Origin of the sequence: Burkholderia sp. ZZQ-2, assembly GCF_050768715.1 — a bacterium.
In the GTDB taxonomy this organism is placed as follows: domain Bacteria; phylum Pseudomonadota; class Gammaproteobacteria; order Burkholderiales; family Burkholderiaceae; genus Burkholderia; species Burkholderia cepacia.
Genome location: NZ_LDVA01000248.1, coordinates 1 through 16,377, shown reverse-complemented (window position 1 = coordinate 16,377; position 16,377 = coordinate 1). Strand labels below are relative to the sequence as shown.

The window sequence follows — 16,377 nt, the reverse complement described above, 5'->3', positions numbered from 1 at the left end:
GGCACCCAGTCTAGGCAAACGCGCCGGGCGGGAGAAGGCCGCGCAGCTTGATTCACTGTTCAGAATTCTGAATAATCGACGGATGAATCAGCAAAATGTCCAGGCCCTCTGGCCGCATATCCATTCGCTGACGGTGCTGGCCGCGGCCGGCAGTTTCACGGCCGCCGCGCAGCGGCTCGGCATCAGCAAGGCCGCGATGAGCCAGCGCATCGCCGATCTCGAAAAAGCGGCCGGCGTGCCGCTCGTGCGGCGCACGACGCGCAGCGTGCGGCTCACCGACGCGGGCCAGACGCTCGTCGACAGCACGCGCGACGCGTTCGAGTCGATCGGGCAGCACTTTGCGCGCGTGAAGGACCTGGCCGGGGAGCCGCGCGGCCTGCTGCGCGTGACGGTGCCGGTCGCGCTCGGGCGCCAGCAGGTCGTGCCGCACCTGCCCGATTTCCTGCGGCGGCATCCGGGCGTGCAGATCGAGCTCGACCTGTCGGACCGGCTGCATTCGCTGACGCAGGAGGGTTTCGACCTCGCGATCCGCCATACGACCACCGCGCCGCAGACCCACGTCGCGTGGAAGCTGTGCGACACGCGTTCGCTGCTCGTCGCGAGCCGCGACTACCTCGACGCGCGCGGCGCGCCGAGGCACCCGAGCGAACTCGTCGAGCACAGCTGCCTGTGCTACCTGCGCGAGCACGAGCCGGCCGCGTGGAGCTTCGAGCCGGACGGCCGGCGGCGCCAGCGCGTGAGCGTGCCGGTGCGCGGCAGTTTCGCGGCGAACAACAGCGAGGCGATGCGCGAAGCCGCGCTCGGCGGGCTCGGAATCGCGCTGCTGCCGGACTTCAGCGCGCAGCGCGATCTCGACGCCGGCCGGCTCGTCGCGCTGCTCGACGGCTGGCGGCCGTCGGGCGCGTTCGGCGACCACATCTTCGCGATCCGCCCGTACAGCCCGGTCGTGCCGAGCGCGGTGCGCGCGCTCGTGCGGCACCTGCGGGAACGGCTCGCGGGCGGCTTCTCCGGCGCGTGAACCCGGTGCCCGCGGGTGCCGGGCCTTGGCCTGCCCGGGCAGGCGCGGCGGCGCTGCGGTAAAATCGCGGCTTCTTCCCGCGCCGCGTGTGGCGCGACATTCGAAGGTCGACAGCCGATGCAGATTCACAAGGAAGTGGACGCGCGCGGGCTCAATTGCCCGTTGCCGATCCTCCGTGCCAAGAAAGCGCTCGCCGATATGGAAAGCGGGCAAATCCTCAAGGTGCTCGCGACCGATCCGGGTTCGCAGCGCGATTTCGCCGCGTTCGCCAAGCAGACGGGCAACGAGATCGTCGAATCGACGACGCAGGACAAGACCTTCGTGTTCCTGATGCGCCGCCGCTGAAGGCCCGCGTCATGCTGCCGGCCGCGCCTGGCGCCGGGCCGCGCTTTTCTGACAATTCTTAAACCTCGCTTCGTGACCGGCTGCGTATACTGACCCGGCCGGTCGTCCGCTCCCAGCGGATGCGCCGGCCACGGTACGTCTTACGGCGGGCACGGGGGCCATGCCTGACGCTACCGTCGTACAACGGGGAGAGGACATGTCCTTCAGACCAGGGACCATTCGAAGTCCGTCCGGAGCGGAACGCAGCGTATCGGGACTGAGCCGTATCGAGCTTGATCCGCAGCAGGATCGTCACGCGCGTGCGGCGCTGGAGGCTTACGCGGATTCGGCCGCGGCCGAGATGCCGTGGCTGGCCGAGTGGCTCGACGAACGGCTGCGCGACGCCGCGCTGGACGACGGCTCGGGCCTGACCTACTGCGGTGCGACGATCGAGCGCGTGTTCGATCTGGCGCAGGCGTGGGCGGCGAGCCAGCCGGACTACGCGGCCGCCGCGTGGGAGCGCGTGCGCGGCCAGCTGCAGCGGATGCTTGTACAACCGGCGCATGCGGAACCGCTGTCGCAGCACGTGCCGGCCGACGATGTTGTCGAGCCGGTGGCCGGCATCGCGGGCGCCGACTAGACGCCCGATTGCGCGACAGGAAGCATTATTCGAAGAAAAGACGGTAGTCCGCGCAATTTATTGGCGAATTTCATACTACTATGATGAAATCGCCGGTTCGTCCGTGCCCCGTTTTTGAGATATTTAGCCGGGGTCGCCGGTTTGCGCAGGTGGCGCGAGCGGCGAACGACGGCTCGCCGGCCGGTATCCGGAAGCCGCGCATGTGCTGCGCGGCCGGGGTGGGGGCGGGGAGCTGAACTGGACGAATCGATTTCGATTTGCGGGGTGCTATGAGAATTGCTGTACTGGATGACGATCCGGCCCAGACGGATTTCGTCAGTCAAACGCTGACGGCCGTCGGCCATACGTGCTATGCGTTCAAGGAAGGCAAGGCCCTGAAGAAGCGCCTGCAGCGCGAGACGTTCGATCTGCTGGTGCTCGACTGGAACGTGCCCGACATGTCCGGCGAGGAAGTGCTGAAGTGGGTGCGTGCGAATCAGACCGAGCACAGCCTGCCGATCATCTTCATGACGAGCCGTGACGACGAGGCGGGTATCACGCAGATCCTCAACGCCGGCGCCGACGATTACGTGGTCAAGCCCGTGTCGGGCCCGATCCTGCGTGCGCGCATCGGCTCGTTGCTGCGCCGTGCGTATCCGGTCAACGCCGAGGCAACCGTTCGCGAGTTCGACCAGTTCCGCTTCGACGTGAACCTGAAGCAGGCCTACGTCGGCGACAAGGCCGTGAGCCTCACGCAGAAGGAATTCGAGCTCGCGCTGCTGCTGTTCCAGCACCTCGACCGGCCGCTGTCGCGCGCGCACATTCTCGATCTCGTGTGGAAGCAGGCGACCGACATCCCGTCGCGCACGATGGATACGCACATCTCGATGCTGCGCACCAAGCTCGGCCTGCGGCCCGAAAACGGCTATCGCCTCGCGCCGATCTACGGCTACGGCTACCGGCTCGAGCGGGTCGGCCAGGGAGAACCGGAGTGACCACGGGAATCACGCAGCACACGGCGAACCTGCGGACGGCGGCGCTGCGTGTGTCCTGCGCGGTCGCGTTTGCGTTCGCCGCGCAGCATGCGGCCGCGCAGCCGCCCGCCGCGGCGGGCAAGATGGTCGTCTACCGCACGCAGGCGGGCGACACGCTGTACGACGTCGCCGCGCGCTACCTGCAGGGCGCGGACGACTGGCAGCTGCTTCAGCAGATCAACGGCGTACCCGCGCCGAAGCACCTGCAGCCCGGCATCGCGCTGAAGCTGCCGGTGGCGCGTCTGCGCAAGGAAAAACTGACCGCGCGCGTCGTCGCGGTACAGGGGACGGCCGAACGCGCGTCCGGCGACGCTTACGCGCCGCTCGCGAACGATGCGACGCTTGCCGAGGGCGATCGCGTGCGCACGGGCCCGAACGGCTTCGTGACGCTCGAGCTCGCCGACGGCACGCACATGAGCCTGCCGCCCGACAGCCAGCTCGACCTGAAGGCGCTGCGCCGCACGGTGCTGACCGGCACGCTCGATCGCGAGTTCGAACTCACGCGCGGCTCGGTCGACAGCGAGGTCACCCATCTGAAGAAACGCGACGACCGCTTCCAGATCCGTTCGCCGTCGGTCGTGGCCGGCGTGCGCGGTACGCACTTTCGCGTGAATTACGACGCGGCCGGTAGCGCGTCGACGCGCGTCGAAGTGCTCGACGGCACCGTCGGCGTCGCGGGCGATCGGCAGCCGGCCGGCCCGACGCTCGTGCATGCGAATTTCGGCAGCGTCGCGACGTCGTCCGGCGCGGTCGGCGCGCCCGTCGAGCTGCTGCCCGCACCGGCGCTCGCGCATCCCGACAAGGTGCAGGACGAGCCCGACGTCACATTCGACGTCGCGCCGCTCGGCGACGCGCGTGGCTACCGCTTGCAGCTCGCGCACGACGCCGGGCTGCTCGACCTGTTCCGCGAAACGCGCACCGATTCTCCGCGGGCGGTCTTTCACGACGTGCCGAACGGGAACTACTTCGTGCGGGTCGCCGCGATCGACGCGAACGGCCTCGAGGGCCGGCCGCGCACGTATGCGTTCGAGCGCCGCGTGATGGGGCTCGACGCGAGCGCGTCGCCCGGCGCCGACGGCTACGAGTTCCGCTGGTCGCCGAACGGTTCGGGCAAGGATGCGCGCTACCGGTTCGTGCTGTCGCGCTCGAAGGACCTGAGCGCACCGGTCGTCGACCAGGTCGGCCTGCATGCGCGCCAGATCACCGTTGCGCACCTGCCGCCGGGCGACTATTTCTGGGCCGTGACCGTCGAGGAATTCGAAGGCGGCAAGTTCTACGAGAAGACCAGTCCGGTCAGCGCGTTCACGCTGTCGCGCTGATCCGCGGCGCATGAAACCCGACTCCGTTTCCCCGCGGCGGCGCCTCGGCCGCCGCTTCCTGATCGAATGGATCGCGATCGGCTGCCTCGGGATCGCGGTGATCCTTGCGTGCGCGCTCGGCCGCCTGTCGACGAGCGTCGACGGCCTGATCTACGACCGGCTGCTGATGCTGCGCAGCCTGCCGTTGTCGCCCGACGTGGTGGTCGTCGACATCGACAACCAGAGCGTGTCCGCGCTCGGCCGCTGGCCGTGGTCGCGCAACGTGCACGCGCGGCTGCTCGATACGCTCGCGCGCGCGCAGCCGGCTGCCGTCGTCTACGACGTGCTGTTTACCGAACCGTCCGCGGAGGATCGCGCGTTCGCGGACGCGATGAGCCACGTGCCGACCTTCCTGCCCGTGCTGCTGAGCCCCGAACAGGCGGACGGCACGCGCGCGGTCGATCCGCCGGTGGCCGCGCTCGCGGCGCGCGCGGTCGGGCTCGGCCACATCAACCTCGAAGTCGACCGCGACGGTATCGTACGCAGCGTCGCGCTGTTCGAAAGCGACGGCCGCGTGCGCTGGCCGCAACTGATGGTGCCCGTGTATCGCGCGATCCAGGGCGGCCGGCTGCATCCGGTCGGCGGCGTGCCCGGTGCGCATGCGCACGACCTGTCGCGCGACGCGGCGGGCGAGGGCCGCTACCTGATCCCGTTCAGCCGCAACACGCCCGCGTATCCGACGCTGTCGTTCGACGACGTGCTCGAAGGGCGCGTGAAGCCCGACGCGCTGCGCGGCAAGATCGTCGTCGTCGGCGTGACGGCGTCGGGGCTGTACGACCGCTTCGCGACGCCCGTGTCCGGCGAGTTCGGGCCGCTCGCCGGTGTGTACATCCATGCCAACGTGCTCGACATGCTGGCGACCGGCAGCGCGATCTCGCCCGCGTCGCGCGCTGGGCTGTTCGCCGCGTCGCTGCTGCCGCTCGCCGTGCTGCTGGGCGGCTTCCTGATGCTGTCGCCGTGGCGCGCGCTGCTGCTCACGCTGAGCCTTGCCGGGCTCGCCGTCGTCGCGAGCATGGCGCTGCTGTTCGAGGCGCGCATCTGGCTGTCGCCGGCGCCCGCGATCTTCGGGCTGGTCGCCGTCTACCCGATCTGGAACTGGCGGCGCCTGGAAATGACGATGTCGTACCTGCGCCGCGAGCTGCAGCGGCTCGCCGACGAGCCGCATCTGCTGCCCGAGGCGCCGCGCACGCGCAGCGTCGGCGGCGACGTGCTCGAGCGGCAGATGGCGCTGATGGCGCAAGCCGCGCAGCGCGTGCAGGACATGAAGCGCTTCGTGTGGGACAGCCTCGACAGCATGCCCGAGCCGATCTTCGTGACCGACCTGGCCGGCACCGTGCTGATCGCGAACCATGCAGCGAAGCGCTACGGATCGCGCCTGTCGCTGCCGCTGCCGGAAGGGCGGCCGCTGCGCACCGCGCTCGGCGAGCTGACGTTCATGAAGACCGTCGACGGCAACGCGGAACACGACGCGGCGATTCGCGAGCGCTGGCCGGCCGTGCTCGACCCGACGCTCGAGGACGAGCACGATGCAATGGCGCGCGGCATCGAGGTGCGCGATCGCGACGGGCTCGACCATCTGCTACGCTACGCGGCCTGCACGAACGCGCAGGGCCGCGTGACGGGCTGGATCGCCGGCCTCGTCGACGTGACCGAACTGCACGCGGCCGAGCGGCATCGCGAGGAAGCGCTGCACCTGCTGTCGCACGACATGCGCTCGCCGCAGTCGTCGATCCTCGCGCTCGTCGAGATCGAGCGCGACCGCGTCGAGACCGACGCGATGCGCGGGCTGCTCGCGCGGATCGAGCGCTATGCGCACCGCGCGCTGTCGCTCGCCGACGAGTTCGTGCAGCTGGCGCGCGCGGAGTCGCAGGCGTACCAGCTCGAGGCGACGAGCCTCGTCGACGTGCTGATCGACGCGAGCGACGAGGTATGGCCGCAGGCGCAGGCGAAGCACATCCGCATCGACACCGACGTCGGCACCGACATGTGCTGGGTGCGCGCGGACCGCTCGCTGATCACGCGCGCGTTCGTGAACCTGCTGAACAACGCAGTCAAATACAGTCCGTCCGACACCGTGATCACGTGTACGCTGGCGGTCGAGCATGCGTCGAAACGGATGTTCTGTACGATTCGCGATCAGGGGTACGGCATTGCGCCGGAAGATCAGCGGCATCTGTTCGAGCGTTTCAAGCGGTTCCATGCCGGCGAGCGGCCCGAAATCTCGGGTTCCGGGCTCGGCATGGCATTCGTGAAGACGGTCGTCACGCGCCATGGGGGCAGCGTGTCGGTCGACAGCGAGGTGGGTGTCGGCACCGCGGTGACGGTGTCGCTGCCCGCGATCGACGAGCCGTCCGCCTGATAGGGCCGGGCACGACGGCAGGTATTTGGGGAAAGCCATGAGAAAGGAATGGGCAGCGGCCGCGCTGGCGGCGTCGCTGTTGACGGGTTGCGCCGGCGTGACGAGCGGCGTGAGTGCGGTCGGGCAGCCGAACGCGTTCGCATCCGATGCACACGGCTACGATTTCGTGCGGACGGCCGCGCAGGCCAACGATGCCGAATACCGGCAGATCGAGACGCTCGTGCGCGACGAACTCGCGCACCGCGGCTTCGACGCGAAACCGCTCAAGGACGCGCGCTACCGGCTGTCGGTCGCCTACGCGACGCAGCCGACGGCGGTCGCGGCCGTCGCCGACCAGTGCGGTGCGGCGAGCAGCGCGTGCGTGACCGTCGACGGGCCGTCGCCGCTCGCGCTGCCGTTCGCCGGGAAGGTATACCGCCACGTGCTGACGCTGCGGTTCGTCGACGCGAAGTCGGGGGCCGACGTCTATCGCGTGACGGCGTCGCTGCGCGATCGCGAGCCGGGCACGCAGCAGGCCGCGCCGGCGCTCGTGAAGAGCGCGCTCGCGAAGATGCCGTTCGACGCGGGCAACGGCTGGCTCGTCAAGACGAAAAAAGACGACGCGGGCGGGATGCCGGGCGTCGTCTCGGTGAAGCCGGCCGAAGCGCGCTGAGCGCCGGCCGGTGAGGTGAGGGCGGGCTCGCCGGAGTGAGCCCTTGTGCCCTTGCCGCGTTCAGTCGGAGGGGTGTGCGCTGGCGCGCGCGCGCAGGTACGCGTCGAATTCCGCGCCGACTTCCGCGTGGCGCAGCGCGAATTCGACCGTCGCCTTCAGGTAGCCGAGCTTGCTGCCGCAGTCGTAGCGCGTGCCCTGGTACTTGTAGGCCAGTACCTGTTCATCGGCGAGCAGTGCCTGGATCGCGTCGGTGAGCTGCAGTTCGCCGCCCGCGCCGGGCTTCAGCGCGCGCAGGTGCTCGAAGATCCTCGGCTTCAGGATGTAGCGGCCGACCACGCCGAGGTTCGACGGCGCGACTTCCGGCGCCGGCTTTTCGATGATCGCCGACATCTTGACGATCGACTCCTCCCACTCCTTGCCGTCGACGATCCCGTACGACTTCGTCTCCGACGGCGGGATCTCTTCGACGCCGATCACCGAGCTGTGATAGTGGTCGAACACGTCGACCATCTGCTTCATCACGGGCGGGTTGCCGTCGAGCAGGTCGTCGGCGAGGATCACCGCGAACGGGTTGTCGGCCACGAGCTTTTCGGCGCACAGCACTGCATGGCCGAGGCCGAGCGCTTCCGGCTGGCGCACGTAGAAGCAGTCGACATGGCTCGGCTTGATACTGCGCACGAGTTCGAGCAGCTTCTCCTTGCCGCGCGCCTCGAGTTCGGCCTCGATTTCGTACGACTTGTCGAAGTGGTCCTCGATCGCGCGCTTGCTGCGCCCGGTGACGAAGATCATCTCGGTAATGCCGGCGGCGATCGCTTCCTCGACCGCGTACTGGATCAGCGGCTTGTCGACGACCGGCAGCATTTCCTTCGGGCTTGCCTTCGTTGCCGGGAGGAAGCGCGTGCCGAGGCCGGCAACAGGGAATACCGCCTTGGTGACTTTCAACATGATCGAACCTTTATTTCTGTAATCGACTTGTCAGACGGTTTATGTTCACGTCCGCATTATAGTGAACGCAAACAACCTTACCCTTTGTTACGCAGGCAACCGATCGAGCTGCGCGCGCAGTTTTTCGAGCGTGCTCTGGAATTCCGCGACGCGCTTCTGCTCCTGTTCGACCACCGCCGGCGGCGCTTTCGCGACGAAAGCCTCGTTGCCGAGCTTCGCATTGCATTTCGCGATTTCGCCCGTCAGGCGCGCGATTTCCTTCGACAGGCGCTCGCGTTCGGCCGCGACGTCGATTTCCACCTTCAGCACCAGCTTGTTCGGCCCGACGATCGCGATCGGCGCGCCGTGCGCTTCCTTGTCGAGCGCCGCTTCGTCCGCGAGGATCTGCACTTCCGACAGGCGCGCGAGGGCCTGGACGTACGGCGCGAACGAGCGCAGGCGCTCGGCATCGCCGGCGGCAAGCAGCGGCACCTTGGTTGCCGGCGACAGGTTCATCTCGCCGCGCAGGTTGCGGCACGCGTCGACGATCGCCTTCAGGTCGGCCGCCCACTGTTCGGACACCTCGTCGATCTTCTGCAGGTTCGCGACCGGGTACGCCTGCACCATCAGCGACGCTTCTCCGTCGGCCTTGCCTTCCGGATAGCGGCCGGCGAGCGGCGCGACCTTCTGCCAGAGCGCTTCGGTAATGAACGGGATGATCGGGTGCGCGAGGCGCAGCACCGTTTCGAGCACGCGCAGCAGCGTGCGGCGCGTTGCGCGCTGCTGTTCCGGCGTGCCGTTCTGGATCTGCACCTTCGCGAGTTCGAGATACCAGTCGCAGTACTCGTCCCACACAAACTTGTAGATGCTGCTTGCGATGTTGTCGAAGCGGTAATCGGCGAAGCCCTTCGCGATGTCGGCCTCGGTGCGCTGCAGCAGCGACACGATCCAGCGGTCGGCCGCCGAGAAGTCGAGGTAGCCGCCCGGGCCGCAATCGCCCGCGCCGCAGACTTCCGGCTTGTCGCTGCCGCAGTCGTGGCCTTCGCAGTTCATCAGTACGAAGCGCGTCGCGTTCCACAGCTTGTTGCAGAAGTTGCGATAGCCCTCGCAGCGCGCGAGGTCGAAGTTCACGTTGCGGCCGAGCGTTGCCATCGACGCCATCGTGAAGCGCAGCGCATCGGTGCCGAACGCGGCGATGCCGTCCGGGAATTCCTTGCGCGTTTTCTTCTCGATCGTCGCGGCCTGTTTCGGGTTCATCAGGCCCGTCGTGCGCTTCGCGACCAGCGTGTCGAGATCGATACCGTCGACGATGTCGATCGGGTCGAGCGTGTTGCCCTTGCTCTTCGACATCTTCTGGCCTTCCGCGTCGCGCACGAGGCCGTGCACGTAGACGGTGTGGAACGGCACCTGGCCCGTGAAGTGCGTGGTCATCATCACCATCCGGGCGACCCAGAAGAAGATGATGTCGAAGCCCGTGACGAGCACCGACGACGGCAGGAAGTGCTTCAGTTCAGGCGTTTCGTTCGGCCAGCCGAGCGACGAGAACGGCACGAGCGCCGACGAGAACCACGTGTCGAGCACGTCCTCGTCGCGCTTCAGCGCGCCCGCGTAACCCTTCGCGGCAGCCTGCGCGCGCGCTTCTTCCTCGTTGCGCGCGACGAACACCTCGCCGTTCTCGCCGTACCACGCGGGAATCTGGTGGCCCCACCACAGCTGGCGCGAGATGCACCAGTCCTGGATGTTCTCGAGCCACTGGTAATAGGTGGTCGTCCAGTTTTCCGGCACGAACTTGATCTGACCGTTGCGCACGACGTCGAGCGACGTTTCCGTGATCGACTTGCCGGGATTGAACGTGCCTTCCGGCGCCGGCTTCGTCATCGCGACGAACCACTGGTCGGTCAGCATCGGCTCGATGACGACGCCCGTGCGGTCGCCGCGCGGCACCATCAGCTTGTGCGGCTTCACGGAATCGAGGAAGCCCTGCGCGTCGAGATCGGCGACGATCGCCTTGCGCGCGTCGAAGCGGTCGAGGCCGCGATACTGCTCGGGGCCGTTGTCGTTGATCTTCGCGTCGAGCGTCAGGATCTCGATCGGCGCGAGCTTGTGGCGCAGGCCGACCTGGTAGTCGTTGAAGTCGTGCGCGGGCGTGACCTTCACGACGCCCGTGCCGAACTCGCGGTCGACGTAGTCGTCGGCGATCACCGGGATCTCGCGGCCCGTCAGCGGCAGCGTGACGAGCTTGCCGATCAGGTGCGCGTAGCGCTCGTCTTCCGGATGGACCATCAGCGCGACGTCGCCGAGCATCGTTTCCGGGCGCGTCGTGGCAACGGTCAGCGAGCCCGAGCCGTCGACGAGCGGGTAGCGGATGTGCCACAGGTGGCCGTTTTCCTCTTCGCTCACGACTTCGAGATCCGACACGGCGGTCAACAGCACCGGATCCCAGTTGACGAGGCGCTTGCCGCGGTAGATCAGGCCCTGTTCATAAAGCGTGACGAACACGTCGCGCACGGCGGCCGACATCTTGTCGTCCATCGTGAAGTATTCGCGCGACCAGTCGGTGGACGCGCCGATGCGGCGCACCTGGCCGGTGATCGTCGAACCGGATTTTTCCTTCCATTCCCACACGCGCTCCACGAACTTCTCGCGGCCGAGGTCGTGGCGCGACACGCCCTGCGCGTCGAGCTGGCGCTCGACGACGATCTGGGTCGCGATCCCCGCGTGGTCGGTGCCGGGCACCCACAGCGTGTTCTCGCCGAGCATCCGGTGGTAGCGGGCGAGGCCGTCCATGATCGTCTGGTTGAACGCGTGGCCCATGTGCAGCGTGCCCGTCACGTTCGGCGGCGGCAACTGGATCGAGAAATCGGGGCGGGCCGGATCGAATGCCGGGGCCGCGTAACCGCGCTTTTCCCACTCCGGCCCCCAATGGGACTCGATGGTGTGGGGCTCGAAACTCTTCGCAAGCGTGTTGTCGCTCATGTTGGAAATCTGCCGAAAAATGCGTGAATTGGATGCCGAATCCGACAATTATAAATGGATGCACATCGACCAGCCATCGCCTTGCCGGCGCGGGCCCGTCGCGACGCGGCCGCCACGTGCCGGCAACGTACCCGCGACGGGCGGTCGAACGGATCGGGAACGGCATCGTCCGGCCGCCTTATAATGTCGGGTCCGCATTTTCCTCGCCCGTTCGCTGCCGCTCCATGCCCGACCTGCTCGCCAATCTGAACCCCGAACAACTCGCCGCCGTCACGTTGCCGAACGAACCGGCGCTGATCCTCGCAGGGGCGGGCAGCGGCAAGACCCGCGTGCTGATCACGCGCATCGCGTGGCTGATCCAGCAGGGCTACGCATCGCCGCCCACCGTGCTCGCCGTGACCTTCACGAACAAGGCCGCCCGCGAGATGATGGCGCGCCTGTCGGCGATGATGCCGATCGACACGCGCGGGATGTGGATCGGCACGTTCCACGGCCTGTGCAACCGGATGCTGCGCACGCACTGGCGCGACGCCGGCCTGCCGCAGGCCTTCCAGATCCTCGACACGGCCGACCAGCTGTCCGCGATCAAGCGGCTGATGAAGGCGGCGAACGTCGACGACGAGAAGTACCCGCCGAAGAACGTCCAGTACTTCATCAACAATGCGAAGGAGCAGGGGCTGCGTCCCGACAAGGTCGACGCGACCGACAACTTCAACCGCAAGTTCGTCGAGCTGTACCAGGCATACGACCAGCAGTGCCAGCGCGAGGGCGTCGTCGATTTCCCCGAGCTGCTGCTGCGCTGCTATGAATTGCTCGCGTACAACGCGCCGCTGCGCGCGCACTACCAGGCGCGCTTCCGGCACATCCTCGTCGACGAGTTCCAGGACACCAACAAGCTGCAGTACGCGTGGCTCAAGATGCTCGCGGGCGGCCAGAACGCGATCTTCGCGGTCGGCGACGACGATCAGTCGATCTACGCGTTCCGCGGCGCGAACGTCGGCAACATGCGCGACTTCGAAGACGAATTCCGGGTGCGCAACCTGATCAAGCTCGAGCAGAACTACCGGTCGCACGGCAACATCCTCGACGCGGCGAACCAGCTGATCTCGAACAACGCGCACCGCCTCGGCAAGAACCTGCGCACCGACGCGGGCCACGGCGAACCCGTGCGCGTGTACGAGGCGAGCACCGATTCGCAGGAAGCCGGCTGGATCGTCGAGGAGATCCGCTCGCTGATCAACACCGGGATGGCGCGCAGCGAAGTGGCCGTCCTGTACCGCAGCAACGCGCAGTCGCGCTCGATCGAGCACACGCTGATGTCGTCGGGCATCCCGTACCGCGTGTACGGCGGCCTGCGCTTCTTCGAACGCCAGGAAGTGAAGCACGCGCTCGCGTACCTGCGCCTGATCGACAACCCGAACGACGACACCGCGTTCGTGCGCGTCGTGAACTTCCCGACCCGCGGAATCGGCGCGCGCTCGATCGAGCAGCTCGCCGACGCCGCGCGCCTGTACGGCTGCTCGATGGCCGCCGCGATTCCGTACGTGACGGGCAAGGCCGGCACGAGCCTCGGCGGGTTCGCGAACCTGGTCGCGAAGATGCGCGCCGACACGCAGCAGATGAACCTGCCCGACACCGTCGAGCACATCGTGCGCGCCAGCGGTCTCGCCGATTTCTACCAGGGCGAGCGCGAAGGCCAGGACCGTCTCGAGAACTTGCAGGAACTCGTGAACGCGGCCACCGCGTTCATCGCAGAGGAGGGCTACGGGCTCGACACGCCGGCCCGTTCGATTCCGCTGCGCGCAGGCGCGATCGCGGCCCCGGAGCTCGGCTCCGCGGCGGACGATCAGGCGGTCGACGTGCTCGACCCGGTATCGCCTGCCGACCCGGCACAGAACCCCGACACGATGACGCCGCTCGCCGGTTTCCTGTCGCATGCGTCGCTGGAGGCCGGCGACAACCAGGCGCAGGCCGGCCAGGACGCCGTGCAGCTGATGACGGTGCACGCGGCGAAGGGGCTCGAATTCTCGGCCGTGTTCATCACGGGCCTCGAGGAAGGGCTGTTCCCGCACGAGAACAGCGTGCTCGAATCGGACGGTCTCGAGGAAGAGCGCCGGCTGATGTACGTCGCGATCACGCGCGCGAAGGAGCGGCTCTACCTGTCGTTCGCGCAGAGCCGGATGCTGCATGGCCAGACGCGTTACAACGTGCGCTCGCGCTTCTTCGACGAGCTGCCCGAACACGTGCTCAAGTGGCTGACGCCGAAGGTCGAGGCCGGTTCGCGCTGGGGTGGCCGGTCGGACAACGCCGGGTACGGGCGCGACTGGTTCGCGCGGCCGGGCGGCGGCAGTCGCGAGCAGATCGTCGATGCGGCCGTGACCGCGCCGCTGCCGGCGTTCGCGAACAAGCAGCGTGCAGCCGATACCGGTTTCCGCGTCGGCCAGCAGGTGTTCCATACCAAGTTCGGCGAAGGCACGGTCACCGCGCTCGAAGGCAACGGCACCGATGCGAAGGCACAGGTGAAATTCAAGCGGCACGGCGAGAAGTGGCTCGCGCTCGCGGTCGCGAAACTGCAGGCGGTGGAATGACCGGCATCGACATGGTGGGCACGGCTTCGATTCGACCGCTCGGCATCCTGGCCGCGCTGCCCGAGGAACTCGGCGACCTGATCGCCGCGATGCGCGCCGACGGCGCGATGAAGACGGTCACGCTCGGCCGCCGCGATTATCACGTCGGTACCGTGCACGGCGCGGCCTGTGTGGTGACGCTCGCGCGGGTCGGCAAGGTCGCGGCCGCCGCGACGGTCAGCGCGCTGATCCACGTGTTCGGCGTGTCGGGCATCGTGTTCACCGGCGTCGCGGGCGGTGTGTCGCGCACGGTGCGCGTCGGCGATGTCGTCGTGGCCGATACGCTGCTGCAGCACGATCTCGACGCGTCGCCGCTGTTTCCGCGCTACGAGGTGCCGTTGCTCGGCATCACGCGTTTCGCGACCGACGCCGCACTGACCGCGCGCCTGCGGGCCGCGTGCACGCAATTCGTCGCGGAAGAGGGTGCGCAGTTCGCCGCACGCTTCAGCCTGGCCGGCGCGACGCTGCACGCGGGGCTCGTCATCAGCGGCGACCGCTTCGTGTCGAGCGAGCGCGAGGTCGTCGCGCTGCGCGACGCGCTGCCGGATGCGCTCGCGGTCGAAATGGAAGGGGCCGCGATCGCGCAGGTGTGCGCGGAGCACGACGTGCCGTTCGCGCTCGTGCGCACGATCTCCGATACGGCCGACGATCACGCGACGCAGTCGTTCTCGCACTTCCTGTCGGCGATTGCGAGCAGCTATTCGTCCGGCATCCTCAAGCGTTTCCTGACGCTGCATGCGACGACGGCGGCCTGAAGCCGCCGTCGATCCCGTCGATCGGAGCATCACGGCCGCGGCGCCGGCAGGCGCGCCGCGGCCGTTTTTTTACGCCTTCTTGCGCCGGCTGCTTTCGAGGTTCGGCAGGAACACCGTCAGCACGCCGATCAGCGGCAGGAACGAGCACACCTTGTAGACGAACGTGATGCTCGTCGCGTCGGCGAGCTGGCCGAGCACGGCCGCGCCGACACCGCCGAGGCCGAACGCGAAGCCGAAGAACAGGCCCGCGACCATCCCGACCTTGCCGGGCATCAGCTCCGTCGCGTAGACCAGGATCGCGGCGAACGCGGACGCGAGCACGATGCCGATGATCACGGTCAGCACGCTGGTCCAGAACAGGTTCGCGTACGGCAGCAGCAGCGTGAACGGCGCGACGCCGAGGATCGATACCCAGATCACGTACTTGCGGCCGATCCGGTCGCCCACCGGCCCGCCGATCAGCGTGCCCGCCGCCACGGCCGCGAGGAACACGAACAGGTGGATCTGCGCGGCCTGCACCGACAGGTGGAACTTGTCGATCAGGTAGAACGTGAAATAGCTGTTGATGCTCGCGAGGTAGAAGTACTTCGAGAACACGAGCAGCACCAGCACGCCGATCGCGCCCATCACGCGGCCGCGCGACAGCGTCGGGTGGCCGGCCGCCGCGGCCTTCTTCTTCATCGACGGATGCTTCTTGTACCAGTGGCCGATCTGCGTGAGCACGATCATCGCGACGAGCGCGGCTGCCGAGAACCACGCGATGCTGTGCTGGCCGTGCGGAATGATCACGAGCGCGGCGAGCAGCGGCCCGAGCGCGGAGCCCGCGTTGCCGCCGACCTGGAACACCGACTGCGCGAGCCCGTGCTGGCCGCCCGACGCCATCCGCGCGACGCGCGACGATTCGGGATGGAACACCGACGAGCCGCAGCCGACGAGCGCCGCGGCCACCAGCAACATCGGGAAATTCGGCGCGACCGACATCAGCAGCAGCCCGGCGAGCGTGAAACCCATGCCGACCGGCAGCGAATACGGTTTCGGACGCTTGTCGGTATAGAGGCCGACGAGCGGCTGCAGCAGCGACGCGGTGATCTGGTAGGTGAGCGTGATCAGGCCGATCTGCGCGAACGACAGCGCGAACTGGCTCTTGAGCATCGGGTAGATCGCGAGGATCAACGACTGGATCATGTCGTTGAGCATGTGCGAGAAGCTGATTGCGCCGAGCACCGGGTAGACGGTGCGGGCGACGGGTGGCGCGGAAGGCTGGGTGGCGGCTGCGCCGGCGGAGCCGGTGTCGAGGCTGGTTTCCATGTGAGAGCTGAACGAGTTGAGGTGGCGGGCGCGCTCTGCTGGGGATCGGCGCGTCTTGAATCGTTGCTGCGTCAAAGAAGTGTAATGTGGCGTATCGGGAATGTCCGGACAAGTTTTATCGTGAATCGGACATTCATCCGACGGATCGATCGATGCCCGCTTTTTTGGCCGGGTATAACGCTGGCGGCACGCCCGCCCGCAAGCGGGGCGGGCGCCCGGGGCCGGTGCGTGGTTTACCGGACTCAAGAAACGGCGGTGGCGGCCGTAGAACGACCCAATGACAACTGGCGCGCCGCGCCCGGCACCGGCTATCCGCCGTGCGGGCGCAGGACGCGCGGCATGGCCAGCCATCGCGGGTACGCCGGGACCGACCTTTCCGGCCGCGTGATCAATACGGGGATATATCGATGAAAGCAGCATCTT

The 16,377-nt window shown here is 67.7% G+C and carries 12 protein-coding genes; 9 read left to right on the top strand and 3 right to left on the bottom strand.

Features of this window, described 5'->3' with window-relative positions; all coding sequences use genetic code 11:
* The first annotated feature begins 82 nt into the window (after nucleotides 1–82).
* The 7 genes from ABY44_RS17190 (at nucleotide 83) to ABY44_RS17160 (ending at nucleotide 7,364) form a co-directional block, all read left to right on the top strand.
* Nucleotides 83–1,018: a LysR family transcriptional regulator gene (locus ABY44_RS17190; protein WP_060173017.1), complete on the top strand. Its 936-nt coding sequence runs from the start codon at nucleotides 83–85 to the stop codon at nucleotides 1,016–1,018.
* Nucleotides 1,019–1,135: 117 nt separating this feature from the next.
* Nucleotides 1,136–1,363: a sulfurtransferase TusA family protein gene (locus tag ABY44_RS17185; protein ID WP_006402122.1), complete on the top strand. Its 228-nt coding sequence runs from the start codon at nucleotides 1,136–1,138 to the stop codon at nucleotides 1,361–1,363.
* 196 nt (nucleotides 1,364–1,559) lie between these two features.
* Complete coding sequence (locus tag ABY44_RS17180) at nucleotides 1,560–1,982, top strand: hypothetical protein (protein ID WP_027787733.1); 423 nt, start codon at nucleotides 1,560–1,562, stop codon at nucleotides 1,980–1,982.
* A 269-nt stretch (nucleotides 1,983–2,251) separates the two neighbouring features.
* Complete coding sequence (locus ABY44_RS17175; protein WP_006490421.1) at nucleotides 2,252–2,956, top strand: response regulator transcription factor; 705 nt, start codon at nucleotides 2,252–2,254, stop codon at nucleotides 2,954–2,956.
* Complete coding sequence (locus ABY44_RS17170; protein WP_027787732.1) at nucleotides 2,953–4,314, top strand: FecR family protein; 1,362 nt, start codon at nucleotides 2,953–2,955, stop codon at nucleotides 4,312–4,314. The genes ABY44_RS17175 and ABY44_RS17170 overlap by 4 nt, the downstream gene beginning before the upstream one ends.
* 10 nt (nucleotides 4,315–4,324) lie before the next feature.
* Nucleotides 4,325–6,712 carry a CHASE2 domain-containing protein gene (locus tag ABY44_RS17165; RefSeq protein ID WP_060173018.1) on the top strand — a complete coding sequence of 796 codons (2,388 nt, stop codon included), beginning with the start codon at nucleotides 4,325–4,327 and terminating at the stop codon, nucleotides 6,710–6,712.
* A 37-nt stretch (nucleotides 6,713–6,749) separates the two neighbouring features.
* Nucleotides 6,750–7,364 (top strand): DUF4136 domain-containing protein, encoded by a 615-nt coding sequence (locus ABY44_RS17160; protein ID WP_027787730.1) that lies wholly within the window; start codon nucleotides 6,750–6,752, stop codon nucleotides 7,362–7,364.
* Between the two features lie 60 nt (nucleotides 7,365–7,424).
* Here the strand turns inward: ABY44_RS17160 and galU are convergent, their stop codons facing one another.
* A complete protein-coding gene (gene galU / locus ABY44_RS17155) occupies nucleotides 7,425–8,309 on the bottom strand; it encodes a UTP--glucose-1-phosphate uridylyltransferase GalU (protein ID WP_060173019.1) in 885 nt (294 codons plus the stop codon).
* 87 nt (nucleotides 8,310–8,396) lie between these two features.
* Nucleotides 8,397–11,264 (bottom strand): valine--tRNA ligase, encoded by a 2,868-nt coding sequence (locus ABY44_RS17150; RefSeq protein WP_059699039.1) that lies wholly within the window; start codon nucleotides 11,262–11,264, stop codon nucleotides 8,397–8,399.
* A 224-nt stretch (nucleotides 11,265–11,488) separates the two neighbouring features.
* Between ABY44_RS17150 and ABY44_RS17145 the strand changes: the two genes are divergently transcribed.
* Together ABY44_RS17145 and ABY44_RS17140 are read left to right on the top strand one after the other, a co-directional pair.
* Nucleotides 11,489–13,852, top strand: coding sequence for a UvrD-helicase domain-containing protein (locus tag ABY44_RS17145; protein ID WP_060173020.1), 2,364 nt, complete (start codon nucleotides 11,489–11,491; stop codon nucleotides 13,850–13,852).
* Nucleotides 13,849–14,646, top strand: coding sequence for a 5'-methylthioadenosine/adenosylhomocysteine nucleosidase (locus ABY44_RS17140; protein ID WP_027787726.1), 798 nt, complete (start codon nucleotides 13,849–13,851; stop codon nucleotides 14,644–14,646). The genes ABY44_RS17145 and ABY44_RS17140 overlap by 4 nt, the downstream gene beginning before the upstream one ends.
* A gap of 69 nt (nucleotides 14,647–14,715) precedes the next feature.
* Here ABY44_RS17140 and ABY44_RS17135 read toward each other — a convergent pair whose 3' ends face one another.
* Nucleotides 14,716–15,954, bottom strand: coding sequence for an MFS transporter (locus ABY44_RS17135; RefSeq protein ID WP_021162356.1), 1,239 nt, complete (start codon nucleotides 15,952–15,954; stop codon nucleotides 14,716–14,718).
* Nucleotides 15,955–16,377: the final 423 nt, after the last annotated feature.